The organism is Neorhizobium sp. 05N33, from assembly GCF_056397445.1.
This window is the reverse complement of the sequence record NZ_JBFTNK010000009.1, coordinates 70,564-91,373: the sequence shown is the minus strand read 5'-3', so window position 1 is coordinate 91,373 and position 20,810 is coordinate 70,564. Positions and strand designations below refer to the sequence as shown.

Here is a 20,810-nt window from a genome sequence, read left to right as displayed (position 1 = left end):
TCATTCTCCGCGCGGGTAGCGTTTGGACTCTTCGAGATTGTCGAGGTTCATGTGGTTGCGCATGTAGCGCTCCGATGCTTTCTGCAAGGGCTGGTGGTCCCAGGGATAATAGGCGCCGTTGCGCAACGCCTCGTAAACCACCCAGCGCCGCGCCTGGCTTTCCCGCACCGCAGCGTCGAAGGCACCCATGTCCCACCGCTCCTCGCGCTGGCGCCGGAACAGGGCGACGACCTCGGCAAAGTGGGGATCGTCGGCGAGGTTATTGAGCTCTTTGGGGTCGCTTTCCAGGTCGAACAGCTGGTCCGGGTCGAGTAGGCAATGGACATATTTCCACTTGCCCTCGCGAATGGCGACGAGCGGCGCATAGGAGCCTTCGGCGGCATATTCCATCAGCACCGGGCTCGTGCGCGGAACACCCTCCATCATCGGCTTCAGGCTCTCGCCGTCGGTCCAGGGCTGGATCTCGTCCATCGAAATGCCGGCGAGGTCGCAGAGCGTCGGCGTCACATCGAGATTGGAGACCGGTGCCAGATGCAGGGCAGCGGGCACGCCGGGGCCGGCGATCATCAGCGGCACACGGGCCGAACTCTCGTAGAAGTTCATCTTGAACCACAGCCCGCGCTCGCCCAGCATGTCGCCATGGTCGGAGCAGAACAGGATCAGCGTGTCGTCCAGCATCCGCGTCCGCGTCAGCGTGTCGATCAGTTCACCGACCTTCTCGTCGATATAGGAGATGTTGGCGAAATAGGCTCTTCGCGAGCGGCGGACATTGTCCTCCGTCACGTCGAAATTCTTGTAGTCGCAGGAAAAGATGATCCGCTTCGAATGCGGGTCCTGGTCTTCGAGCGGGATCGGCCCGACCTCCGGCAGCAGGTGCTCGCAATCCTCGTAAAGATCCCAGAACTTCTTCCGCGCCACGTAAGGGTCGTGCGGATGGGTGAAGGAGACCGTCAGCGCCCAGGGGCGCCGCTCCGCATCGTCCCGCTCGCGGGCGAGGTGATAGAGCTTCTGATTGGCGAGAAAGGCGACCTCGTCGTCATATTCCATCTGGTTGGTGATTTCGGCGACGCCCGCGCCGGTCACCGAACCGAGATTATGATACCACCAGTCGATGCGCTCGCCCGGCTTGCGATAATCCGGCGTCCAGCCGAAATCGGCCGGATAGATATCGGTCGTCAGGCGATCCTCGAACCCGTGCAGCTGGTCCGGCCCGACGAAATGCATCTTTCCCGAAAGCGCCGTGTAATAACCGGCGCGGCGCAGGTGATGCGCAAAGGTCGGAATCGACGAAACATATTCGGCGGCATTGTCGTAGACCCGCGTCCGGCTCGGCAATTGCCCGGCCATGAACGAGGCACGCGCCGGCGCACAGAGCGGCGAGGACGTGTAATTGTTGACAAACCGGGCACCCCGCGCGGCGAGCGCCTTGAGGTTCGGCGCATGCAGGAACGAAGCTGGCCCGTCGGGAAACAGCGTCCCGTTCAACTGGTCGACCATGACGATGAGGATATTGGGTTTGGTCATGCTGTCCTCAAAAGTCGACGTGGGCGCCCAAGGCGCGGATTGTCACGCATAGCATGCCGCTTGGTGGGGCGTGGATCCTCGGGTCAAGCACGAGGATGACGGAGCGTATGGGATCGATCGGCGAAATAGGAAACGTTGCAATTCGCTCAGAGGTCTCTTTGGGCATCTGTCGCGCCTCCCTCTCCGTAGTCATCCCGGGGCCTCTCCGTAGTCATCCCGGGGCCTCTCCGTCGTCATCTTGGGCCTCTCTGTCGTCATCCTCGGGCTTGACCCGAGGATCCAGCCGCGCGCTCTGCTGCGGATGGGCCGCGATACGTCATCACCTGCAATGCCGCCTTCGGGGAGGGTGCTCGTTACGCTTCGTCTCTTGGCTGTCACCATTTCGATCGTGCCTTAGATTCCCTCAGTGAAATGAGTTATTTTTGATCCTCTCGCCAATCAAGAAGCGATTGCGAACCTTCCTGTCGCAAAAGCGCGCCGTTGACCCGGATCAAGCCTACTCCACATCTTATCCCTTAATGTTCGGGTGAGGTTCTTGCAAAAGGGGTTGGCCATGACGTTTGGTCTGGATACGCCGTCGGTCGCGACGGTCCGTGATAAGTGGGGTTGGTTTCTGGCCCTCGGCATTCTGTTGCTGATCCTCGGTTTTCTCGCCCTCGCCAACCTCTTGGTGGCGACCGTCGCGTCGGTCTTTTACATCGGCATGATGATGCTGACGGGTGGCATCGCCTATCTCGTCCATGCTTTCCAGGTGAAAGGCTGGGATCATATCCTGTTCTGGGCGGCAAGCGGCATCCTCTATACCATTGCCGGTCTGCTCGCCTTCTGGAATCCGGCGCTGACCGCCGCCATCGTTACCTTCTTCATAGCGATGGCGCTGATCGTCGCGGGCATTTTTCGCCTCTGGATCGGGCTCAAGATGCGGCCGATGCGAGGTTCCGGATGGTTCATTTTCGGCGGCGTCATAACAGGGCTTGCGGGTCTCGTCATCGCCTTCGGCTGGCCGGTCAACAGCCTCTGGATCCTCGGCCTGTTCCTGGCGATCGATCTCACGATACAGGGCTGGGCACTGATTGCGCTGGCGCTTGCGGCCAAGGCCTGAAGCACGTTCAGGTTGCGGTTAAGTCTTTCAAATACCGCATAAAAATGCCTTTTATCGTCACAAAACTTTCATCCAAGCTTCATGTTCGGGAAAGGTATTTTTGACCAATTTCCGGGAACCTGACATTCGTGTTTTAGGCATGTTTTAGGCCATTGCGCAGTGGAGTAATGAGTAATGTCGTCTGCGGCCATCTTGGAACCGGGCGTTTTCCGCCGGTATGCGAGCGATCAGCTTGTCACCCTGGCAAAATTGGTTCTGGAAAATGCCTTCCAGCCGATCGTCGAAGTCGGCACCGGTTCCGTCTTCGGTTATGAATCGCTGCTGCGCGGCCAGGAACGGATCGGTTTCTCCTCACCGCTCGAACTGCTCGATGAGGCCCAGGAGACCAGCCAGCTTCTGGCACTCGAACAGATGATGGCAACCCGGGCGCTGGCGAAATTTGCCAGCCTGCCGGATTTCTCGTCCCAGACGCTGTTCCTCAATCTCGACGTCCGGCTGATCCGCCATGGCAAACATTTCCTCGAAAAGGTCGTGCAGCACCTGCGCAAGGCGAATATCGCCCCGTCCTCCGTCTGCTTCGAGTTCTCCGAGCGTTTCGACAATACCAGCGTGCCGGAATTCGCCGATCTGGTCACCCAGATGCGGAAGGAAGGCTTCAAGCTGGCGATCGACGACTTCGGCGTCGGCCATGGTGAAATGAAACTGCTCTGCGACTATCCGGTCGATTATCTGAAGATCGACCGCCATTTCGTCGCCGGCATCGACAAGAACCCGCGCAAGCGCCACCTCGTCAAGAACATCGTCAGCATCGCCCACGTGCTCGGCATCCGCGTCATTGCCGAGGGCATCGAGACGGAAGCGGAATTTCTCGTCTGCCGCGAATACGGCGTCGATCTCGTCCAGGGCTGGTTCATTGCCCGGCCGACGACCTTCGTGTCCGAACTGCAGCCGTCCTTCCCCTATCTCGCCGATATCGGCCGTACCCGTCGCTCCAGTCAGTCGCTCGACGAAATCCTCATCCGCAAGCAGATCGAACACCTGCCGACCGTCTATGAGAACCAGAGCATCGACAGCGTCTTCGACCTGTTCCGCCGCAATCCGCGCCAGGCCTTTTTCCCGGTGCTGAATGCCAATGGCGAGCCGCGCGGCGTCATCAACGAATACCATCTCAAGGAATATATCTATCAGCCCTTCGGCCGCGATCTCCTGAAGAACAAGGTCTACGAACGCTCGATCTCGCATTTCGTCGACCGCGCCCCGATCGTCGGGCTGGATGCGGAAGCCGAGGAACTGATGACCCTATTTGCCAATATGGAAAACAGCGCCTGCGTCATCCTCACCGAAAACATGCGGTATGCGGGGGTCGTCTCGGCCGCCTCGCTGATCAAGGTCATCAACGAAAAGCAGTTGAAGATCGCCCAGGACCAGAACCCGCTGACCGGCCTGCCGGGCAACCGCGCCATCCGCGATTTCATGCAGGAGACCGGCCGCGACGACGACGAGACCCGCTTCTTCTGTTATTGCGACTTCGACAACTTCAAGCCGTTCAACGATCATTACGGCTTCCAGATGGGCGACCATGCGATCTCGCTGTTTGCCGCCCTGGTGAAGCGTTATTTCTTCTCCGATGGCGACTTCCTCGGTCATGTCGGCGGCGACGACTTCTTCATCGGTGTTTGCGACTGGACCCGTGAGGAACTCAATGAAATCCTCGGGCGCTTGCTCTCCGATTTCCACGACGACGTCGTCCAACTCTATTCCCCGGAAGAGCGTGCTGCCGGCAAGATCCGCGGCCACGACCGCTCCGGCGCCGAGCGGGATTTTCCGTTGCTGCGCTGCTCGATCGGCGTGCTTGAACTGCCCCAGGGCCTGTTGCTCGACGATGTCGGCCGCATCGGCGCGGAAATCGCCACCGTCAAGGCGCAGGCCAAGGAAAACGAAGCCGGTCTGTTTTTCGCGAGTTTCGGCGAGACAAAATGACCTAGGCGGCGGAACGCCGCCTTCCTATCAGCCGGGGACTGTCCTAAGTCAGTGCCCGACGCCGGCCGTAAGTCGATGGCTGGTTCTGAGAGGAGTCCTTCCATGCCGCTTCCCACCGAAATGCGTTTCGTCGATCTGCCGTCCTTCGGAGAGCCGGAGGTGATGACCATCGCGAACGGTCCGCTGCCGGCGGTGCGACCGGGCGAAATCCTGGTCAGGGTCGAGGCGGCCGGCATCAACCGTCCGGACGTGCAGCAGCGCAAGGGTGCCTATCCGCCGCCCAAGGATGCAAGCCCCATTCTCGGCCTGGAAATTGCCGGCGAAGTGGTGGCACTTGGCGAGGGTGTCAGCGAATTCAAGCCCGGTGACAAGGTCTGCGGGCTCGCAAACGGCGGCGGTTACGCGGAATATTGCGTCGTGCCGGCGGGGCAGGCTCTGCCCTGGCCGAAGGGTTATGATGCAGTGAAGGCCGCCGCGCTGCCGGAAACCTTCTTCACCGTTTGGGCCAATCTGTTCCAGATGGCGGGCCTGACCGAAGGCGAAAGCGTGCTCATCCACGGCGGCACCAGCGGCATCGGCACGACGGCCATCCAGTTCGCCAAAGCGTTCGGCGCGACGGTCTACGCGACGGCCGGCTCCACGGAAAAATGCGAGGCCTGCGAAAAGCTCGGCGCCGTGAAAGGCATCGACTACAGGACGGAGGATTTTGCCGAGGTCATCAAGGCGGAAACCGGCGGCCGGGGCGTCGATGTCGTGCTCGACATGATTGGCGCTGCCTATCTCGAAAAGAACCTCTCGGTTCTCGCCAAGGACGGCTGCCTGTCGATCATCGCCTTCCTCGGCGGCAACATCGCCGAAAAGGTCAACTTGTCACCGATCATGGTCAAGCGCCTGACGGTCACCGGCTCGACCATGCGCCCGCGCACCGCGGACGAAAAACGCGCCATCCGCGACGATCTTCTGGCTCAGGTCTGGCCGCTCCTGGAGGACGGAACGGTTGCCCCGGTCATCCACTCCGTCCTGCCGTTCGAGGACGTCGTCGAAGCCCACAAGCTGATGGAAACCAGCAGCCATATCGGCAAGATCGTGGTGACGCTTGCATAGTCGCCTTGCAGGGCTATACTTGTTTTGATATAAATCGTGGACCGATATGAAGCGGCTGGAATTTCTCGGAGATGCGTTGGATCGCCTGCGGGATTTTCCGGAGGTAGCCCGTAAGGAAGCGGGCGTCCAGTTGCACAAAATTCAACTCGGCCTTGAGCCGAGCGACTGGAAGCCCATGACGACGATCGGAGCGGGCGTGCGGGAAATCCGCATCCGCGACGAAGCCGGCGCTTTTCGCATCATCTATGTGACCAAAATAGAGGACGCCGTCTACGTCCTGCATGCTTTTCAGAAGAAGACACAGCAGACGGCAAAGCGGGATCTGGATATCGCCACCGCGCGTCTGCGGCAGATCTGATTGGATTGGACCCATGGAACGCCAGAGCTTTTCAAATGTCTGGGACGCGCTGGAAAATACCCCGGCGGAAGCGGCCAATATGTCTATGCGCTCGGCCCTGCTGATTGCGATCGAGCAGAAGGTTCGGAACTGGAATGTAACTCAGAAGGATGCCGCGGCTCGCCTCGGCATCACCCAGCCGCGCCTGAACGACTTGCTGCGGGGCAGGATCGCAAATTTCAGTCTGGACGCACTGGTTGAATTGGCTGGGAAAGTTGGGCTTTCCGTGCGGCTGGATATCGCGGACGCAGCCTGATTTCCGATCCCACAAGCTGATGGAAATCGGCAAGATCGTTGTGACGTTGAGCTGAAGGGGAGAATCTGCCTCGATCAAAGCTGGCGAATTCTAGGGGCGGATGGTCGCTTCCGCAACTCAATTAAATTCGCGATCGTTTATATAACGTGGCTTGCAGACTCAGGCTTTGGCCCCTACCTTTTAATCATCGTCAACGTAGTGAAAGGAAGGTGATCCAATGTCTAGTGAGATTTCGGTCTGTGTAACGGGCAATGGAAAGGTGGCGGTCTTGACGGGGCAACCCTCGGCCTGAACCTCATCTTCCTTCGGGGAGCTCACGAAGCGCCCCGGGTTCGTTCAACCGGACCAAACTCATGGAAGGGTCGCCTCGAGCGGCCCTTTTCCATTTTATGGCCCTTCATTCAAAGCCGCTTTACTGGCTGGCGGCTCTTCATTTTTCATTATTTCTAATATGAGAACACCTATGCGCCCCTCGCATAGGTGGCCTGCTAAGTGGGCGCTTTCAGTGCACGTTTGATGAGCTTATATAAGCGTCATCGAAGCAAACGAGAGCGCCAAGGACTGGCGCTCAAGCTTCGAAAATCCCAGGAAAGGGGAACCATCATGAACGTCGCACGCACTCTCAACAATTGGCGCAAGTATCGTCAGACGGTTGCCGAACTGGGCCGTATGACACCGCGCGAACTCAACGATCTCGGCATCGCCCAGGGCGATATCCGCCGGGTTGCGCGTCAGGCCGTCGGCTTCTGATCGCCATCTGACATCTATATGTCGAACGCCCGCATCCGCGGGCGTTTTGCATTTCATGCATAGCTGCCATCTTAAATCCCGATCCGTCCGAGCGCTGGCACCTTGATGCCGGGATTGGCGAAATCGAGGCCTGCCACCAGCCCCAGGAAATGCACCTCGAAACCGCTGCGCAGGCCGGCCGATAGGCCGATGAGGCCGCGCACGGTCAGATGCACGTCGCGCCAGTCTTCGTCCACATGAATGAACTCGCCGTCCGGCAGATAGTCGCGCCCGACTGCATGCGGCGGCAGCACGGCGTCGAGTTCCGGCACGGTCCGCAGCACATGGGCGACGAAGGTGTTGGAGTTCGGTCCCGGCCAGATCGTGTAGCCGCCCGGCTCGGCATAGGGGTAGGCGGCGATCGCGCCCTCGATCTTGGGGATCAGCAGTTCCGCCTTCGAGCCGGTCACCGAGGTGACGAGCTGAGGCGTGTTGGAATACCAGTAGGCGTCAGGCGAATAGCCGTTGCGGCGGATCGGACTGCCCCAGCCCACCTTGTCGTAACGCGTATAGGTTTTCGCGCCCTTTTCCTTGAAGACGATCCAGGCATGGCTCGCGACCGCGCCCTTCAGGCCTCCCGTCGTCGCCGAGAAGACGTAGATTGCCGCTTCGTTGCTTGTCTCAGGCTTCGGCAGGATGCCCGCCGACGACCAGCGCGCATCGCGCCAGCCCGACGGCCGATCCTTGATCGCCCACAATCCTGCCGACGCGAAAGTCGGAACCAGGTAAACGATGAAGATGACCAGAAACAACCGCTTAACCGATTTCATACGGCCCCCCATGAAAATCCCGCCGGACTCGTTTAAGAGCCTGTGATATCGCCAGACGATAGGCACATTGAAACCGGCAATTTCAGGACAGACCATGCAAAACCCCGTTACCGTCGAAGTCACTAGAGGCAACCTGGTCGAAAGCCGCCATCGCGGGCTCGGCGCGGTCGTCGATGGTGACGGCAAGGTGCTGTTTTCGTTCGGGGAGGCGGAAGCGCATGTTTTCCCCCGTTCCGCCAGCAAGGCTATGCAGGCGCTGCCGCTCATCGAAAGCGGTGCGGCGGATGCCTATGGCTTCGGCAACAAGGAACTCGCCTTTGCCTGCGCCTCCCACTCCGGCGAGGACGCGCATGTGGCGATGGCCGCCTCGATGCTGAGCAAGGCCGGCCGCGACGACAGCGCACTCGAATGCGGCGCCCATTGGTCCTCGGAACAGGCGGTGCTGATCCATCAGGCCCGCACCATCGAGGCGCCGACGGCACTTCACAACAACTGCTCCGGCAAACATTCCGGCTTCGTCTGCACCTGCGTGCACACCGGCATGGATGTGAAGGGTTACGTCGGTTACGACCATCCGCTGCAGGCCGAAATCCGCGGCACGATGGAGACGCTTACCGGCGCCATCATCGGCCACCAGAATTGCGGCACCGACGGCTGCTCGATCCCGACTTATGCGGTGCCGCTGAAGGGCCTTGCCCACGGTTTTGCAAAAATGGCGACCGGCAACACTCTGTCGGCCGAACGTGCCAAAGCCTCGCGCCGGCTGATGGATGCCTGCATGGCCGAACCTTTTTACGTCGCCGGCACCAACCGCGCCTGCACCAGGCTGATGGAAGTTGCGCCGGGTAGGATCTTTGCCAAGACCGGCGCCGAAGGCGTCTTCGTCGCCGCCTTGCCTGACCAGGGCATCGCCATGGCGGTGAAATGCGAGGACGGCACCACCCGCGCCGCCGAAGCGATGATCTTCGCCCTCATCGCCCGTTATTTCGAAAAGGGCGGCGAGGTGCGCGGCAAGCTGATGGCGATGGCCAACAAGCCGATGAAGAACTGGAACGGCATCCATGTGGGTGACGTGAGGGTGACCGACGCGCTGTTTGCGTGAGATCGGCTAGACTGTTTTCGGCGGAAGGCAATTGGAGTGGCCAGCTTCCCCGCACTCCGTCATCCTCGGGTCAAGCCCACTGCTGTCCGGTTTAAATTGCGGCCCATGTAAAGACCATTTGGTTTTGGTCTGTTGGCGTGTCGGGAGGCGGCTTGAGGAATTGGTCTGTTCTTTTTGCGGTGCATGATGTTTGCGCGCACGAGGCGTGCGAAGGCGAGCGGGCTTTGGACGGTGGTTTGGTCGTCCTTGGCCATGCGCAGGAGCAGGAAGGCGATGAGGGCGACGGCGATCTGGATGCGTACGGCGTTCTCGGAGGTGCCGAGGACCGGACAGCAGTGGCTCAAGGCCCGGGATGACAAAGATTGGAACCGCATTTCCACCAACCTCCGATTGACTTTACCAATATTCCGCCTCTAGTGCTCGCGGGGATTGATCAATTGGATGGGGACAATGAAATTTCGCTTTATTGGCGCTGCCGCGCTTTCTTTCGCCGTTGCAAGCTGCACTCCAACTGGCATTACCGCTGACGGTCGACCGCTTATTCAACACTTCTTTCGGGATCTTGTGATGAGGGGATGTAATTTCCAGATGACATGGGAATCGGCGAGAGAAGCCACAGATACTTTCAAGCCAATTATACCCACTGACAGAGAACGCGTGACTGACAGAGGCCTCATGAGGGCTGCGATCGCGATTTGTGACAAGGCGAAACCCGGAAATAAGAGCAAAGCTATCGAAGTCCAGGTTCCTGACAGTCGCGGTGTCCTGCGGAAACTCGTTGTTGAAAGAGAATAGAAAAGCGTAGGAGCTTACCCACGCTCCATCATCCTCGGGTCAAGTCCACTGCTGTCCGGTTTAAATTGCGGCCCATGTAAAGACCATTTGGTTTTGGTCTGTCGGCGTGTCGGGAGGTGGCTTGAGGAGTTGGTCTGTTCTTTTGCGGTGCATGATGTTTGCGCGCACGAGGCGTGCGAAGGCGAGCGGGCTTTGGACGGTGTTGGTCGTCCTTGGCCATGCGCAGGAGCAGGAAGGCGATGAGGGCGACGGCGATCTGGATGCGTACGGCGTTCTCGGAGGTGCCGAGGAAATGGCGGATTTTCAGGGTCTGCTTGACCCAGCGGAAGAACAGTTCGATCGCCCAGCGTCGCTTGTGAGGACGAGGATAACGGCGGGGATGGTGGCCCCCTGCGCATACGGCGGTGAAAAGACGTTGCTTGTGCCCGGCTACGTCCGATTTCGCGCTCCGAACTAAACTTCGACCACACGAACCCCCATCGCCCGATAAGGCGCCAGCCGCTCCTCGTCTATCCGCTCCTGCACGATCATCCCCGACAATGCCGAAACCGGCATGATCACATGCGGCGAGACCGCGTCCAGTTTCTCCCCAGTGACCAGCGTGATCGTTTCGGCCGAACACGTAGCAATATGGCGCTTGATCGCCGCCTCCTCGAAATCGCCGGTCGAAAGTCCGCGGGCCGGATGCACGGCGGTGACGCCGAGGAAGAAGATGTCCGGCCGCATCAGCGCGATCTGGCTCATCGCCGCCGCACCCGTCGCGACCATCGAATGTTTGTAGAGCCGCCCGCCGATCAGGATCACGTCGGCTGTCGGATGGTGTTCGAGTTCCGCCGCGATCGTCGGGCTGTGAGTGACGACCGTGAAGGCAAAGTCGCGGGGCAGGGCGCGGGCGATCTCGGCCGTCGACGTGCCGCCGTCCAGAAAGATCGTCTGGCCCGGCTTCACCATGTCAGCCGCAGCCCTGCCGAGCCGCTGCTTCACGTCTGACGACACCGCCCGCCGGGCGGACAAATCCGGCAGGTCGGGCGAGACAGGCATCGCTCCGCCATGCACCCGCCGCAGCAGCCCTTCCGCCGCCATTTCCCGAAGGTCCCGCCGGATCGTGTCCTCGGAAAGCGAAAATTCTTCCGCCGCCCGTTTGGCGACGACCTGCCCCTCCCGGCGCAGCATGTCGAGGATGAGGCTCTTGCGTTGGCTTGTCAGCATGGCTCTTGACTCTGCACGAAATTGCATGAATAAGAACGAATGTGCCTGAAAATGCGAACGATGTAAAGCATTTCCGGCATGTTCGTGCGATTCCGCGATGATTGCGGACAAGTTTGGAGAAACGAAGATGTTGATTTTGATCGCTGGTCCCTACCGCTCCGGCACCGGAGACGACCCTCAGAAGATGGCCGAGAACCTGAAGCGGCTCGAAGCGCCGTCGCATGCGCTGTTCAAGGCCGGCCATGTGCCCATGATCGGCGAATGGGTGGCGCTGCCGGTCTGGCATGCGGCCGGCGGAAAGCATGTGGGCGACGACCTCTACGAGGAGATCTTTCACCCGGTCGCGGGACGTCTGCTGCAGCTCTGCGAAGGCGTCCTGCGCCTGCCGGGTGCCTCCAAGGGCGCCGACAACGACGTGCGGATCGCCAACGAGCGCGGGATTCCGGTTTGGCATCGGCTGGAGGATGTGCCGGGCGTCAGTTGATCGCTGGTTTGAGACTTCTAACCTGAAAAAACCGTGCTAGAACGGCGCGGTCCAAAGGAGGATTTTCATGTACACGCTGTTCTTTTCGCCCAACGCCTGTTCACTGGCCAGCCACATCGCGCTTGCCGAATCCGGTCTTCCCTACGAGATCAAATGGGTGAAATTCGCCGACAAGGAACAGCAGTCGGAAGCCTACCTGAAGATCAATCCCAAGGGCCGCGTTCCGGCACTCGCAACCGACCGGGGCGTCATCACCGAGTCCGTCGCGATCCTCGCCTTCATCGCCCAGGCCGCACCCGAGGCGAAGCTGGCGCCGCTCGACGACCCGTTCCTGTTCGGCAAGATGCAGGCGTTCAACGCCTATATCGCCTCGACGGTGCATGTCGCCTATGCCCATTGGCGCCGCGGTTATCGCTGGGCGGACAACCAGTCCTCCTTCGACGACATGGCCGCCAAGGCACCAAAAGTCTTTCACGATTGTTTTCAGGTGATCGAGGACTCGTTGCTCGAAGGTCCCTATGTGCTCGGCGAAACCTATTCGGTCGCCGACGCCTATCTCTACCTGATGACCGACTGGCTCGCCAACATGAAGCTCGACCGTGCGGATTTTCCGAAGGTCAATGCGCACTACGAGCGGATGAAACAGCGTCCCGCCGTTCAGCGCGCCCTGGCCGAACAGGCTGCCGCGACCGCGGCTTAAATACGGGTTCACGTCAGCCACATGATCCGCCCCTCGGGGTCGTGGATCATGTGAGCATCAGGCGCATTTCGCGAGAGGCGCGTTGTTACGATTCGTGTCAGCGTGAAGCGGGCGCGGGAAGGGCAGGTCGGCGAGTTGCCGCAGGTCCATCGCGCGGATCTCGGGATGACGGAAGGGGTCGTTCGACTGCAGGTCCGTCAACGTTTCGGGCGTTTCCAACCAAGCCTTCAGGTTCAAGAAAATCTTCAGCGGTACCATGACCGTTACCTCGCAAATCGTTACCATTTGCAGCGGCAATATCGGCTCTGTTGCTCCCATTTTCAATTGAGTTCTTGAGAGGAAGACTATAGAAAATCTATATGAACAATCTCAACCTCGTGCATCTCAACGGCTTGCGGGCGTTGGAGGCGGTCGGGCGCCTGGGCTCGCTGCAGGCGGCTGCCGACGAACTCGGCGTCTCGGTGGGAGCCGTCAGCCAGCAGGTCATCAAGGCCGAGGCCCAGCTCGGCCAGCCGGTCTTTCAACGCCTTCCGAGGGGCATGATGCCGGTCGATTCGGTGCGGCCCATGCTGGCGCGATTGAGCGAAGGTTTTCATGCGCTTTCCGAAGCGGTGGCGATCGGCAGGCGGCAGGACGATGCGCTGCTGACCATTTCCGTCGCACCTGTGTTTGCAGCGCGGTTCCTCGTCCACCGGCTCGACCGGTTCTCGAGCCTGCACCCGGAAATCCGCCTGCGCATGGACGCCACGACCAGGCTCGCGGACCTTGGCGTCGACGATATCGATCTCGGCATCCGCGTCGGGCCGGGGACCTGGCCGGGCGTCGATGCCGAACTGCTGATCGAGCAGACGGTGTTTCCGGTCTGCTCCCCGGCACTCGCTGAAAAGCTCAAGGAGCCGAAGGATATCCTGAAACTGCCGGCGATCATCGACGGTCCCTCGATGTTTTCCTGGGAGATATGGCTGAACGAGGCGGGTCTGTCAGGCGCCGGCATGGCGACGCGCCATGTGTTCAACGATGCCTCGCTCTGCCTCGATGCAACGATTGCGGGGCAGGGCGTGATGCTCGCCTGGCATACGCTCGCCACCTACGCGCTGGAACAGGGGCGGCTGGTCGAGCCGTTTTCGATACGGGCGCATACCGGCATGGGGCATTATCTCGTCACCCGCGCCGGCGCTAGGATGCCGGCGAAGGTGAGGGCTTTCCGGGAGTGGCTGAAGACGGAGCTGCCGCCGCTCACGAAAAGCCGGGATTAAAGCGTTACGCCGGTTCGGCGGTGCGCTTGTCCCACATTGCCTTGAAGCCGGAGCGAGCCTGGGCAGCCTCGATCCACGCCTTCAACGCCGGGCGGCTGTCGAACAGCGGCGCATATCCTTGCGCATAACGCACGACTTCTCCGACATTGATGTCCGCCACGGTAAAGCGGCCGCCGACCATGTGGCCGTTCTTGGACAGGTGCTTTTCGAGCACGTCGAACGGCCGCTTCAGGGTGCGGGCCGCCACTTCGATATCCGCCTTGCCTTCCTCGGTCTCGGCGCGGCCACCGGCGATCGTGGCGGAGATCTTCAGCGCCGGGGTCTCGATGCTGGTCGCACCGAACAGCGACCACTGCACCATCTGGCCTTCCTCGGCGATATCCTTCGGGCCGAGCTCGCCGCCGTATTTGCGGGCGAGGTAGAGCGTGATGGCGAGCGATTCGTGCAGCACGAAACCGTCGTCGTCCATCGACGGGATCGAGCCCATCGGGTTGACGCTCAGGAATTCCGGCGACAGCGTGTTGACCGGTGCGCCCGGTGCCATCGGCTCGGGCAGGCGATAACCCTGGATGATCGGAATATGTTCGAAAGGAATACCCAGCTCTTCGATAAGCCAGAGCGGCCGCGTGGCGCGCGAGCGGTAAACACCATAGATTTTCAGCATTCAATGTCCCTCCTGAAATGCAGGCCGCAAGCTATGGGCAGGGCGCGCAAAACGGAAGACCAATCCGCATTGGACGATCATGAAAGTTTTCGATAGGATTTAATCGTGTCCGATTTCCTGGAAAGGAGCCGATCATGCGCACCACCCAGTCGCTCAGCATCACCCTGCCGCTCGAAATGGCGCAGATGGTCAAGTCCAAGGTCGCCTCCGGCGAATACGCCACCGAAAGCGAAGTCATCCGTGACGGCCTGCGCACCCTGCTCGCCCGCGATGCGGCAATCGAGAAGTGGCTGGTTGAGGAAGTGGTGCCGACGCTGGATGAGATCGAAGCGGATCCCTCCAAGGTCATGCCGCTTGAGGAGGCACGTAGAAGGCTGCATGCCCGCGTCGACAAACTGGTCGATCCAGAGGCATGAAGTATACGGTCTTGTTCTCGGATGATGCCGAAGAGGACGTCGCGGAGCTCTTGGAGTACTTGGTACCTGCCGCGGGGGAGAAAGTTGCCAAGCGATACGTCGATCGGTTGATCGACTACTGTTACTCCTTTGAAACCTTTCCCGAACGCGGCGTTTTCTCCAACAAGAGGCCGGGCCTGCGCCTCGTCGGATACCGGCGCAAAGCGACCATCGCGTTTCAGGTTAAAGGCGATGTCGTCGTTATCGCCCGCATCTTCCATCGCGGCCGCAATATTGATTTCGGCGACGCTTCCAGCGATCTCGACTAAACAATCCGGTTGTTCTCGATCGTCAGATGCTTGAACCCCTGGGCCTGACCGTCTCCGCGAGCCAGCTCTGCCGTGGAAGGTGTCTTCCAGCGGTGGCCGATCACCGCGCCGTCCTTCACCGCCTCGAACAGGTTACCGGAAATCAGCGCGCTTCCGGCGCCTTCGACCACGGTCACCGCACAGCCGACCTTTGCCTGCCGGACGATGTTGTTGCTCACGAGCACGTTGCGCAGGTACGGCCCGAAACCGAGCGCCATGCCCCAGAGCGGTACATTCTCGATGACATTGCCGGTCACTGCCGTATCCGCCTCGACGCTGATGCCGACGCCGAAGATCGCTTCGTCGAGCACATAGGGGCCAGTGGGCTTCAGGTTGCGGACGATGTTGTTGGCGACGGTCGCCAGCCGGCCGCCCTCGTTGAAATTGACGACCGAAATGCCGTTCGCCGCGCCGTCGACGATATTGCTCGAGACCAGCGCGCCCTCGAAGGCGAATTCCGCATAGATCGCGGTCTCGCCGGAGGCGAGGCAGGTGTTGTTGGCGATCTGGGCGTTCGAGGCGCTGTTGGCGCGGATCGCCGAAAAGGCCGATTGCGAGATCTGGTTGCCGATGACCATCACGTTGTCGGCCCGAAACAGGTTGATCGCATTGCCATACTGACCGGTGCCGCCATTGGTGGCGCCGATCCGGGAGATACGATTGCCGGAAACGATCGTGCCGTCGGCGCCCTTGGTCCACCGATGGATCAGGATGCCGCCGTTGCCGCAGTCGGAAACCGTATTGCCGTTGACCGAAAGCCCGGTGCTCTCGACGGCATAGAGGCCATATTCCGCGGCTCCGGAAATTCGGCTCCGCTCGATCCGCCCGCCACAGCGCTCGAATTGCACGGCGGTCTTGCGGGCACCGATGATCTCGCAATTGTCGATGACGATCTCACCGATGCCACGCATATGGACGAGCGCCGGGCTCTGGTCGTCGAGCCGGCGGTTCGCTCCGTCGATGACGATGTTGGAAAGCTCGATGCGGCGTGCGCCGTCGGCCCTGAGCATCCGCCCGTCACCGGAATAGACGAGCCGCGACGCGCCCGGTACGCCGGTGATGCGCGTACCTTCGGGCAGGTCGAGATTGGACACCGGGTAGTTTCCGGGCGGCAGGAAGACCGGCATGTTCTGGCGCGCCGCCTTGGCGATAATCTCTGCGAGTTTGCGGTTCTGCTTGTCTCCACCGTCAGGGGTGACGCCATGCGCACCGGCATCGATCGAGCCGCGCAGATCGACCGACGGAAAGCCTTGTGGGGCGGAGAAAACGCGGGGAGGCAAGGTTCCGGCAGCCGCCGCACCCGCGATCATCGTCAACGCCGCCCGTCTCGAAATCATCCAGCGCCTCCTCCTGGCGTCAATAAAGCATTTTCTATGCCAGTCCTTTATATTGTTATTACGCTAAAAGTCTTGGACAGCTCAGTAAAAAGACTTCTGCCCAAGCTTCAATCATGGCAATTTCACGATGATTTTAAGCAACGATAAGGAATTCTCCGTCATGCTATAGGGCAATTGGCGCGAGTTCCCGCGTATTTTCTGTTGAAAATGAAAAGGAGGCACTCGGATGGCGGGACCCATGTCGCATAGCATGCCCTTGACGTTTGCCCCCGATCCGCTCGACGAGCTCTGCAGTCGTCTCCTGCGCGTTTCCACCGACAGCGATATCGACCTCGACGTTGCCCTGGTCACGCTCGAACTGGAAACCCGTACCCTTCTCGATCAGCTCCCGGACTTCATTTACGTAAAGGACCGTCGCGGCCGCTTCGTCTTTGCCAATGCCGCAGCCGGCCGCAGCAGCAAGCTGCATGAAGGCAACGACCTGATCGGCAAGACGGATTTCGATATTCTCGATCCTGAAACCGCACGCGAACTGTTTCTGGTCGAACAGGAGATCATGTCGACCGGCGTGGCGATCGACGGTCGCGAGGAGCGCGTCAAGCTCGGCGATGGCCGTGTGCTCTGGCTTACCACTTCCAAAATGCCGCTGCGCGATGTTCACGGCCAGGTCGTCGGCCTGGTTGGCATTTCCCGCAACATTACCGAGCGCAAGCGCCAGGACGACCGCCGGCACGGCCATGCGCGTCTTCTCGAGATGATCGCTCGCGGCCAGCCTTTGACGGCGGTTCTGGATGCGCTGGTCAAAACGGTGGAGGATGAGCTGGACGACGTCACGGCCTCGGTCCTGTTTCTCGAAGAAGGTACGGACCGGCTGCGTCACGGCTCGGCGTCCAGCCTTCCGCCGGCCTATGTGAAACTGATCGATGGCATCGAGATCGGCCCGAAGGTCGGCTCCTGCGGCACCGCCGCCTGGCGGCGCGAACCTGTCTTCGTCAAGGACGTGCTGACCGATCCGCTCTGGGACAATTATCGCGAACTGGCGCTGAGGTTCGGTTTTCGCTCCTGCTGGTCGACGCCGATCATGGGCGCTGACGGGCGAGTACTTGGCACGTTCGGGCTCTATTCCGACGCGCCGCGCGAACCGACTGAGCTCGAACTCGAGCTGACCGCGATGGCGACCGATATTGCCGGCATCGCCATCGAGCGCGCCCGCTCGGAAGAGCGCATCCACCACATGGCCCATCACGATCCGCTGACCGGCCTGCCGAACCGGACGCTGTTCTGGGCGCAGTTCAGCCGCGCCCTGCATGAGGCCCGCCGCGAGAAACGCAAGGTCACGGTCGCTTATCTCGACCTCGACAATTTCAAGCAGATCAACGATACGCTGGGTCACGCGGCCGGCGACGAGGTGTTGAAAACGCTGTCGTGGCGCATGGTCAACTGCGTCCGCGTCACCGATCTTCTGGTTCGCCTTGGCGGCGACGAGTTCGCGATCGTCTTCAGCAATGTCAGTCACGATGAACTCGGCCTGATGCGCCGGCTTCAGGAATTGCGAACCGCGATCTCGAAGCCGATCGTCATCGACGACCAGAGCATCACCGCCACCTGCAGCATGGGCGTCGCCTTCTTCCCGCAGGATGGTGAAACGCCCGAGGAACTGCTCGCCCGCGCCGATCGTGCCATGTACGAAGCCAAGGATCTCGGCCGCGACCGCCTGCGGGTCTCGGGCGGCGAGGGGATTTAATCCTCGTCCTCCGGGGCGATGTCCACGCCGAAATGCCGCGCCGCATCTCGATGGCCTTCGAGAATGTTGCCAACCTCAAGCGTTCCAGTTTGATAGCGGAAATAGATGATATATCCGCGGTAGGCGGAGCTACGCAGGTTTGGACCAAGTTCCGATCGAGTACGCCCCATCTCTCCCGGAAGACTCGCCAGATGCCGGCATCTGTGGCGCAACGTCTTCACAAAACGCTCTGCGGTTGAGATGCTGCCGCTTTCGCGGGCGATGTATTTGAAGATATGGATTAAGTCGTCTTGGGCACTGTCGAGATATCGCAACCGGGCCAATCAATAGCCCTCTTTGCGCAATTCTTCGACCGCCGCTTCCAGCGAAGCGTCGAGCTCTTCCTCGCTGACATCTCCTCCTCTTTCGAAAGACCGCTGCAGCGTTTCCCTCAGTGCCGAAAGCTTCGCCTCGCGCTCCTGCACCAGTCGCAGGCCTTCGCGCACCACGTCGCTGGCCGAGCCGTAGCGGCCGTCCTGTACGGCTTCCTCGATGAATTTTTCCCAGCGGGGACCTATCGAAACATTCATGCGCGTGCCTCCAGTCTCTACCCGAAATTATACTGGAGTACAATTTATGCGCAATCTACGCCATTGGCGGAGACGCCTCGGAGAGCGCGTCGTCCGGCGATTTTTCCGGCGTCACGAAGACCTCTTCGTAACTCGATACAAATTTTTCGAACAGCAGCGAGAATGTGTGAAGTTCGTCTTCCGGCCAGTCCTCCAGGACACGTGCCAGCAGGGAGCGTTTGACGGAACGGATCTCGGCTAGCAGGCTGTCGCCCAGTTCGGTGCGCACGACCAGCGAACGGCGGCCGTCCGCCTGGGAGGCGTCGCGGCGCAGGATGCCGCGGGCGACGAGATCGGCTACCAGCCGGCTGCCGCGCGAGGGGTCGATGCGCATCGCCTCGGCGATCGCCCCGACCGTCACCTCGCCTTCGATGCGGCGCATCACGTCCAGCACGTCGAGATGCGAAATTTCCAGGCCCGGCGCGATATTGGCGATCGCCGTGCGGCCGATGATCCGCCGGCCGATCAGAATTCGCATCCGCCCGAGCATTTCGCTCACGCGGGCCACGTCCTCAGGGGAGGGTGAGGCGGCAGCGGATTTCCGGTTCAAAAGGCTCTTGCTCGTCATGTTGCCGAACATATCAAAGCCCATGAGGCTTTCCAACCATTCTTTGCGCTGCGCATCAAAGTGCCGTTGACAATTATATGCTGAAGGCACATAAATTTCCGACACTTTGGATTGACCCATGGATATGACCCGTCCGGCCCATGTGCCGCTCGTCGCCAACCACCGCCAGCGGTTGGTGATCTTCTGTTTTTTGCTGACGGCGCTGTTCATGGCGACGCTGGATAACCAGATCGTCTCGACGGCGTTGCCGACGATTGTCGGCGAGTTCGGCGAACTGGAGCGTTTTGGCTGGATCGGGTCGGCCTATCTCCTCGCCAGCAGCACGTCGATGCCGATCTACGGCAAGCTCGGCGATCTGTTCGGCCGCAAATACGTGATGCTGGCGGCGATCGTCATCTTCACCGTCGGTTCGCTCACCTGCGGGCTTGCCTGGTCGATGGATTCGCTGATCGCCTCGCGCGTGCTGCAGGGGTTCGGCGGTGGCGGCATCATGGTGTCGATCTTCTCGATCAATGCCGACCTGTTCGAGCCGCGCGAACGGGCGAAATACCAGAGTTATTCGAGCCTGGTGATCATGGCCTCCGGCAGCCTCGGCCCTCTGCTCGGCGGCACGATGAGCGAACTGTTCGGCTGGCGGTCGATCTTCCTGATCAACCTGCCGATCGGTATCATCGCGGTCACCGGCATATCGCTTCTGCTTCCCTATCGCCGCCCGATCCGCAAGCCGAAGATCGACTATCTCGGCGCCGTCCTGCTGGCGGGAACCGTCGCGAGCATTGTCGTCTGGGCCGATAGCGTCACGCTGTTCGGTTCGCTGGTCGCCTGGCAGTCGATGGTGGTCGTGGCAGCGGGCGCGCTCTGCGCCGTGGTCTGGGTCTTTGTCGAGGGGAAGGTGCCGGAGCCGATCGTGCCGCTGAAACTGTTCCGCGACTCGACCTTTTCCCTGTTCCTGATCGTCTCCTTCTGCACCGGCGCGGTGGCGATCGGCATGGCCAATTATTTCGCGCTCTTCCTGCAGACGACCACCGGCCTGTCGCCGACGACCGCAAGCTTCTGCTTTGTCGCCACGACCCTCGGCATCGTCATCGGCTCGCTGTCGACCGGCCGGCTGATCTCGATCACCGGCCGCTACAAGCCGTTCACGCTGATCGGCCTGTCGCTGAATATCGTTGCCTTGTTGATCTTCTCGCAGCTTCCGGTCGGTACCCCGATCTATGTCATCCTCGGCTTCATGCTGATGCAGGGCCTGGCGATCGGCTTCGGCCAGCAGGCGCCGATCATCGGCGTTCAGAATTCAGCCCCCCGCGAGGATGTCGGTGCCGCCACCGGCGCCGTGACGCTGATGCGCATGGCCGGCGCCTCGATTGCCATCTCGGTCTATGGCGCGATCGTCGCCGCCGGCATCCGGGGTGTCGGCACCAGCATCCCCGGCGTCGAGGATATCGGCTCGCTGACGCCGCTGATGATGCTCGCATTGCCCGAACCGTCGCGGATCGCGGTCCACACGCTCTACGCCGAGGCCTTCACGCCCGTGTTCATGGCCGGCAGCGCCATGGCGCTGATCGGCCTCATCGCCGCCCTGATGCTGAAACCGGTCCGCCTGCCGCAGGCGGTGATCGCCGAAAAGAAGCCGGCCACCGCCTCGGAGTGATCTGGCG

The 20,810-nt window shown here is 60.8% G+C and carries 23 protein-coding genes and 2 pseudogenes; 14 read left to right on the top strand and 11 right to left on the bottom strand.

All coding sequences use genetic code 11. The annotated features are described in order from the left end of the window. Positions 1 to 1,524, bottom strand: a complete 1,524-nt coding sequence (gene betC / locus AC1DLT_RS21345) for a choline-sulfatase (protein WP_477488090.1) — start codon at positions 1,522 to 1,524, stop codon at positions 1 to 3. Positions 1,525 to 2,077: 553 nt separating this feature from the next. Between betC and AC1DLT_RS21340 the strand changes: the two genes are divergently transcribed. The 6 genes from AC1DLT_RS21340 (at position 2,078) to AC1DLT_RS21315 (ending at position 7,113) form a co-directional block, all read left to right on the top strand. Next, on the top strand, positions 2,078 to 2,626 hold the full coding sequence (locus tag AC1DLT_RS21340; protein WP_247034219.1) for an HdeD family acid-resistance protein: 549 nt from the start codon (positions 2,078 to 2,080) through the stop codon (positions 2,624 to 2,626). A gap of 174 nt (positions 2,627 to 2,800) precedes the next feature. Further along, positions 2,801 to 4,606, top strand: coding sequence for a bifunctional diguanylate cyclase/phosphodiesterase (locus AC1DLT_RS21335; RefSeq protein ID WP_477488089.1), 1,806 nt, complete (start codon positions 2,801 to 2,803; stop codon positions 4,604 to 4,606). A gap of 102 nt (positions 4,607 to 4,708) precedes the next feature. Next, positions 4,709 to 5,710, top strand: coding sequence for an NAD(P)H-quinone oxidoreductase (locus AC1DLT_RS21330; RefSeq protein WP_477488088.1), 1,002 nt, complete (start codon positions 4,709 to 4,711; stop codon positions 5,708 to 5,710). A 46-nt stretch (positions 5,711 to 5,756) separates the two neighbouring features. Beyond that, positions 5,757 to 6,068, top strand: a complete 312-nt coding sequence (locus AC1DLT_RS21325; protein ID WP_477488087.1) for a type II toxin-antitoxin system RelE/ParE family toxin — start codon at positions 5,757 to 5,759, stop codon at positions 6,066 to 6,068. Positions 6,069 to 6,081: 13 nt separating this feature from the next. Then, complete coding sequence (locus AC1DLT_RS21320; protein ID WP_038584608.1) at positions 6,082 to 6,363, top strand: helix-turn-helix domain-containing protein; 282 nt, start codon at positions 6,082 to 6,084, stop codon at positions 6,361 to 6,363. 603 nt (positions 6,364 to 6,966) lie between these two features. After that, on the top strand, positions 6,967 to 7,113 hold the full coding sequence (locus AC1DLT_RS21315; RefSeq protein ID WP_007751079.1) for a DUF1127 domain-containing protein: 147 nt from the start codon (positions 6,967 to 6,969) through the stop codon (positions 7,111 to 7,113). Positions 7,114 to 7,184: 71 nt separating this feature from the next. On the opposite strand, the gene AC1DLT_RS21310 is transcribed toward AC1DLT_RS21315, so the two are convergent. Continuing rightward, positions 7,185 to 7,922, bottom strand: coding sequence for a DUF3750 domain-containing protein (locus AC1DLT_RS21310; protein WP_477488086.1), 738 nt, complete (start codon positions 7,920 to 7,922; stop codon positions 7,185 to 7,187). Positions 7,923 to 8,016: 94 nt separating this feature from the next. Between AC1DLT_RS21310 and AC1DLT_RS21305 the strand changes: the two genes are divergently transcribed. Further along, a complete protein-coding gene (locus tag AC1DLT_RS21305) occupies positions 8,017 to 9,024 on the top strand; it encodes an asparaginase (protein WP_477488085.1) in 1,008 nt (335 codons plus the stop codon). A 91-nt stretch (positions 9,025 to 9,115) separates the two neighbouring features. Here AC1DLT_RS21305 and AC1DLT_RS21300 read toward each other — a convergent pair. The 3 genes and pseudogenes from AC1DLT_RS21300 to AC1DLT_RS21290 form a co-directional block, all read right to left on the bottom strand. Beyond that, positions 9,116 to 9,347 (bottom strand): annotated as a pseudogene (locus AC1DLT_RS21300) (IS4 family transposase); the annotation flags it as partial. A gap of 532 nt (positions 9,348 to 9,879) precedes the next feature. Further along, positions 9,880 to 10,177, bottom strand: a pseudogene (locus tag AC1DLT_RS21295) (transposase); the annotation flags it as partial. Positions 10,178 to 10,272: 95 nt separating this feature from the next. Next, a complete protein-coding gene (locus tag AC1DLT_RS21290; protein ID WP_038540848.1) occupies positions 10,273 to 11,028 on the bottom strand; it encodes a DeoR/GlpR family DNA-binding transcription regulator in 756 nt (251 codons plus the stop codon). 127 nt (positions 11,029 to 11,155) lie between these two features. Between AC1DLT_RS21290 and AC1DLT_RS21285 the strand changes: the two genes are divergently transcribed. Both AC1DLT_RS21285 and AC1DLT_RS21280 read left to right on the top strand, forming a co-directional pair. Next, the gene (locus AC1DLT_RS21285) at positions 11,156 to 11,512 is read left to right on the top strand and encodes a hypothetical protein (RefSeq protein ID WP_038548877.1); all 357 of its coding nucleotides are present in this window, start codon (positions 11,156 to 11,158) and stop codon (positions 11,510 to 11,512) included. Between the two features lie 67 nt (positions 11,513 to 11,579). Beyond that, positions 11,580 to 12,212: a glutathione S-transferase family protein gene (locus AC1DLT_RS21280; RefSeq protein ID WP_038540851.1), complete on the top strand. Its 633-nt coding sequence runs from the start codon at positions 11,580 to 11,582 to the stop codon at positions 12,210 to 12,212. Between the two features lie 57 nt (positions 12,213 to 12,269). Here AC1DLT_RS21280 and AC1DLT_RS21275 read toward each other — a convergent pair whose 3' ends face one another. Next, positions 12,270 to 12,470: a hypothetical protein gene (locus AC1DLT_RS21275; RefSeq protein ID WP_157885081.1), complete on the bottom strand. Its 201-nt coding sequence runs from the start codon at positions 12,468 to 12,470 to the stop codon at positions 12,270 to 12,272. Between the two features lie 101 nt (positions 12,471 to 12,571). Here AC1DLT_RS21275 and AC1DLT_RS21270 point away from each other — a divergent pair, with 101 nt between their 5' ends. Next, on the top strand, positions 12,572 to 13,468 hold the full coding sequence (locus tag AC1DLT_RS21270) for a LysR substrate-binding domain-containing protein (RefSeq protein WP_477488084.1): 897 nt from the start codon (positions 12,572 to 12,574) through the stop codon (positions 13,466 to 13,468). Positions 13,469 to 13,472: 4 nt separating this feature from the next. Here AC1DLT_RS21270 and AC1DLT_RS21265 read toward each other — a convergent pair whose 3' ends face one another. Beyond that, a complete protein-coding gene (locus AC1DLT_RS21265) occupies positions 13,473 to 14,132 on the bottom strand; it encodes a glutathione S-transferase family protein (protein ID WP_038540860.1) in 660 nt (219 codons plus the stop codon). Between the two features lie 134 nt (positions 14,133 to 14,266). Between AC1DLT_RS21265 and AC1DLT_RS21260 the strand changes: the two genes are divergently transcribed. Next, complete coding sequence (locus AC1DLT_RS21260; RefSeq protein WP_038540865.1) at positions 14,267 to 14,548, top strand: ribbon-helix-helix domain-containing protein; 282 nt, start codon at positions 14,267 to 14,269, stop codon at positions 14,546 to 14,548. After that, positions 14,545 to 14,856 carry a type II toxin-antitoxin system RelE/ParE family toxin gene (locus AC1DLT_RS21255; protein WP_038540868.1) on the top strand — a complete coding sequence of 104 codons (312 nt, stop codon included), beginning with the start codon at positions 14,545 to 14,547 and terminating at the stop codon, positions 14,854 to 14,856. Before AC1DLT_RS21260 ends, AC1DLT_RS21255 begins: the two co-directional genes overlap by 4 nt. Here AC1DLT_RS21255 and AC1DLT_RS21250 read toward each other — a convergent pair. Continuing rightward, the gene (locus tag AC1DLT_RS21250; protein WP_477488083.1) at positions 14,853 to 16,232 is read right to left on the bottom strand and encodes a TIGR03808 family TAT-translocated repetitive protein; all 1,380 of its coding nucleotides are present in this window, start codon (positions 16,230 to 16,232) and stop codon (positions 14,853 to 14,855) included. The two genes, AC1DLT_RS21255 and AC1DLT_RS21250, sit on opposite strands and share 4 nt — an antisense overlap. Positions 16,233 to 16,458: 226 nt before the next feature. Here AC1DLT_RS21250 and AC1DLT_RS21245 point away from each other — a divergent pair, with 226 nt between their 5' ends. Next, complete coding sequence (locus AC1DLT_RS21245) at positions 16,459 to 17,976, top strand: sensor domain-containing protein (protein ID WP_477488082.1); 1,518 nt, start codon at positions 16,459 to 16,461, stop codon at positions 17,974 to 17,976. Here the strand turns inward: AC1DLT_RS21245 and AC1DLT_RS21240 are convergent. The 3 genes from AC1DLT_RS21240 to AC1DLT_RS21230 are packed head-to-tail and all read right to left on the bottom strand — an operon-like array spanning position 17,973 to position 19,152. Next, positions 17,973 to 18,299, bottom strand: coding sequence for a type II toxin-antitoxin system RelE/ParE family toxin (locus AC1DLT_RS21240; protein ID WP_477488081.1), 327 nt, complete (start codon positions 18,297 to 18,299; stop codon positions 17,973 to 17,975). The genes AC1DLT_RS21245 and AC1DLT_RS21240 overlap by 4 nt on opposite strands. After that, a complete protein-coding gene (locus AC1DLT_RS21235) occupies positions 18,300 to 18,545 on the bottom strand; it encodes a type II toxin-antitoxin system ParD family antitoxin (protein WP_477488080.1) in 246 nt (81 codons plus the stop codon). 55 nt (positions 18,546 to 18,600) lie between these two features. Next, entirely contained in the window at positions 18,601 to 19,152 is a 552-nt protein-coding gene (locus tag AC1DLT_RS21230; protein ID WP_477488167.1) for a MarR family winged helix-turn-helix transcriptional regulator, read from the bottom strand. 118 nt (positions 19,153 to 19,270) lie between these two features. On the opposite strand from AC1DLT_RS21230, the gene AC1DLT_RS21225 reads away from it, so the two are divergent. Then, the gene (locus AC1DLT_RS21225; protein ID WP_477488079.1) at positions 19,271 to 20,803 is read left to right on the top strand and encodes an MDR family MFS transporter; all 1,533 of its coding nucleotides are present in this window, start codon (positions 19,271 to 19,273) and stop codon (positions 20,801 to 20,803) included. The last annotated feature ends 7 nt before the right edge of the window (positions 20,804 to 20,810 follow it).

What these genes read in the sequence shown, in the direction of transcription:
- AC1DLT_RS21230 (WP_477488167.1), bottom strand. Translation starts at nt 19,152, where the DNA reads ATGACGAGCAAGAGCCTTTTGAACCGGAAATCCGCTGCCGCCTCACCC.
- AC1DLT_RS21260 (WP_038540865.1), top strand. Translation starts at nt 14,267, where the DNA reads ATGCGCACCACCCAGTCGCTCAGCATCACCCTGCCGCTCGAAATGGCG.
- AC1DLT_RS21320 (WP_038584608.1), top strand. Translation starts at nt 6,082, where the DNA reads ATGGAACGCCAGAGCTTTTCAAATGTCTGGGACGCGCTGGAAAATACC.
- AC1DLT_RS21335 (WP_477488089.1), top strand. Translation starts at nt 2,801, where the DNA reads ATGTCGTCTGCGGCCATCTTGGAACCGGGCGTTTTCCGCCGGTATGCG.
- AC1DLT_RS21330 (WP_477488088.1), top strand. Translation starts at nt 4,709, where the DNA reads ATGCCGCTTCCCACCGAAATGCGTTTCGTCGATCTGCCGTCCTTCGGA.
- AC1DLT_RS21255 (WP_038540868.1), top strand. Translation starts at nt 14,545, where the DNA reads ATGAAGTATACGGTCTTGTTCTCGGATGATGCCGAAGAGGACGTCGCG.
- AC1DLT_RS21340 (WP_247034219.1), top strand. Translation starts at nt 2,078, where the DNA reads ATGACGTTTGGTCTGGATACGCCGTCGGTCGCGACGGTCCGTGATAAG.
- AC1DLT_RS21285 (WP_038548877.1), top strand. Translation starts at nt 11,156, where the DNA reads ATGTTGATTTTGATCGCTGGTCCCTACCGCTCCGGCACCGGAGACGAC.
- AC1DLT_RS21245 (WP_477488082.1), top strand. Translation starts at nt 16,459, where the DNA reads ATGGCGGGACCCATGTCGCATAGCATGCCCTTGACGTTTGCCCCCGAT.
- AC1DLT_RS21325 (WP_477488087.1), top strand. Translation starts at nt 5,757, where the DNA reads ATGAAGCGGCTGGAATTTCTCGGAGATGCGTTGGATCGCCTGCGGGAT.
- AC1DLT_RS21235 (WP_477488080.1), bottom strand. Translation starts at nt 18,545, where the DNA reads ATGAATGTTTCGATAGGTCCCCGCTGGGAAAAATTCATCGAGGAAGCC.
- AC1DLT_RS21265 (WP_038540860.1), bottom strand. Translation starts at nt 14,132, where the DNA reads ATGCTGAAAATCTATGGTGTTTACCGCTCGCGCGCCACGCGGCCGCTC.
- AC1DLT_RS21280 (WP_038540851.1), top strand. Translation starts at nt 11,580, where the DNA reads ATGTACACGCTGTTCTTTTCGCCCAACGCCTGTTCACTGGCCAGCCAC.
- AC1DLT_RS21310 (WP_477488086.1), bottom strand. Translation starts at nt 7,922, where the DNA reads ATGAAATCGGTTAAGCGGTTGTTTCTGGTCATCTTCATCGTTTACCTG.
- AC1DLT_RS21315 (WP_007751079.1), top strand. Translation starts at nt 6,967, where the DNA reads ATGAACGTCGCACGCACTCTCAACAATTGGCGCAAGTATCGTCAGACG.
- AC1DLT_RS21270 (WP_477488084.1), top strand. Translation starts at nt 12,572, where the DNA reads ATGAACAATCTCAACCTCGTGCATCTCAACGGCTTGCGGGCGTTGGAG.
- AC1DLT_RS21275 (WP_157885081.1), bottom strand. Translation starts at nt 12,470, where the DNA reads ATGGTACCGCTGAAGATTTTCTTGAACCTGAAGGCTTGGTTGGAAACG.
- AC1DLT_RS21250 (WP_477488083.1), bottom strand. Translation starts at nt 16,232, where the DNA reads ATGATTTCGAGACGGGCGGCGTTGACGATGATCGCGGGTGCGGCGGCT.
- AC1DLT_RS21305 (WP_477488085.1), top strand. Translation starts at nt 8,017, where the DNA reads ATGCAAAACCCCGTTACCGTCGAAGTCACTAGAGGCAACCTGGTCGAA.
- AC1DLT_RS21290 (WP_038540848.1), bottom strand. Translation starts at nt 11,028, where the DNA reads ATGCTGACAAGCCAACGCAAGAGCCTCATCCTCGACATGCTGCGCCGG.
- betC (WP_477488090.1), bottom strand. Translation starts at nt 1,524, where the DNA reads ATGACCAAACCCAATATCCTCATCGTCATGGTCGACCAGTTGAACGGG.
- AC1DLT_RS21225 (WP_477488079.1), top strand. Translation starts at nt 19,271, where the DNA reads ATGGATATGACCCGTCCGGCCCATGTGCCGCTCGTCGCCAACCACCGC.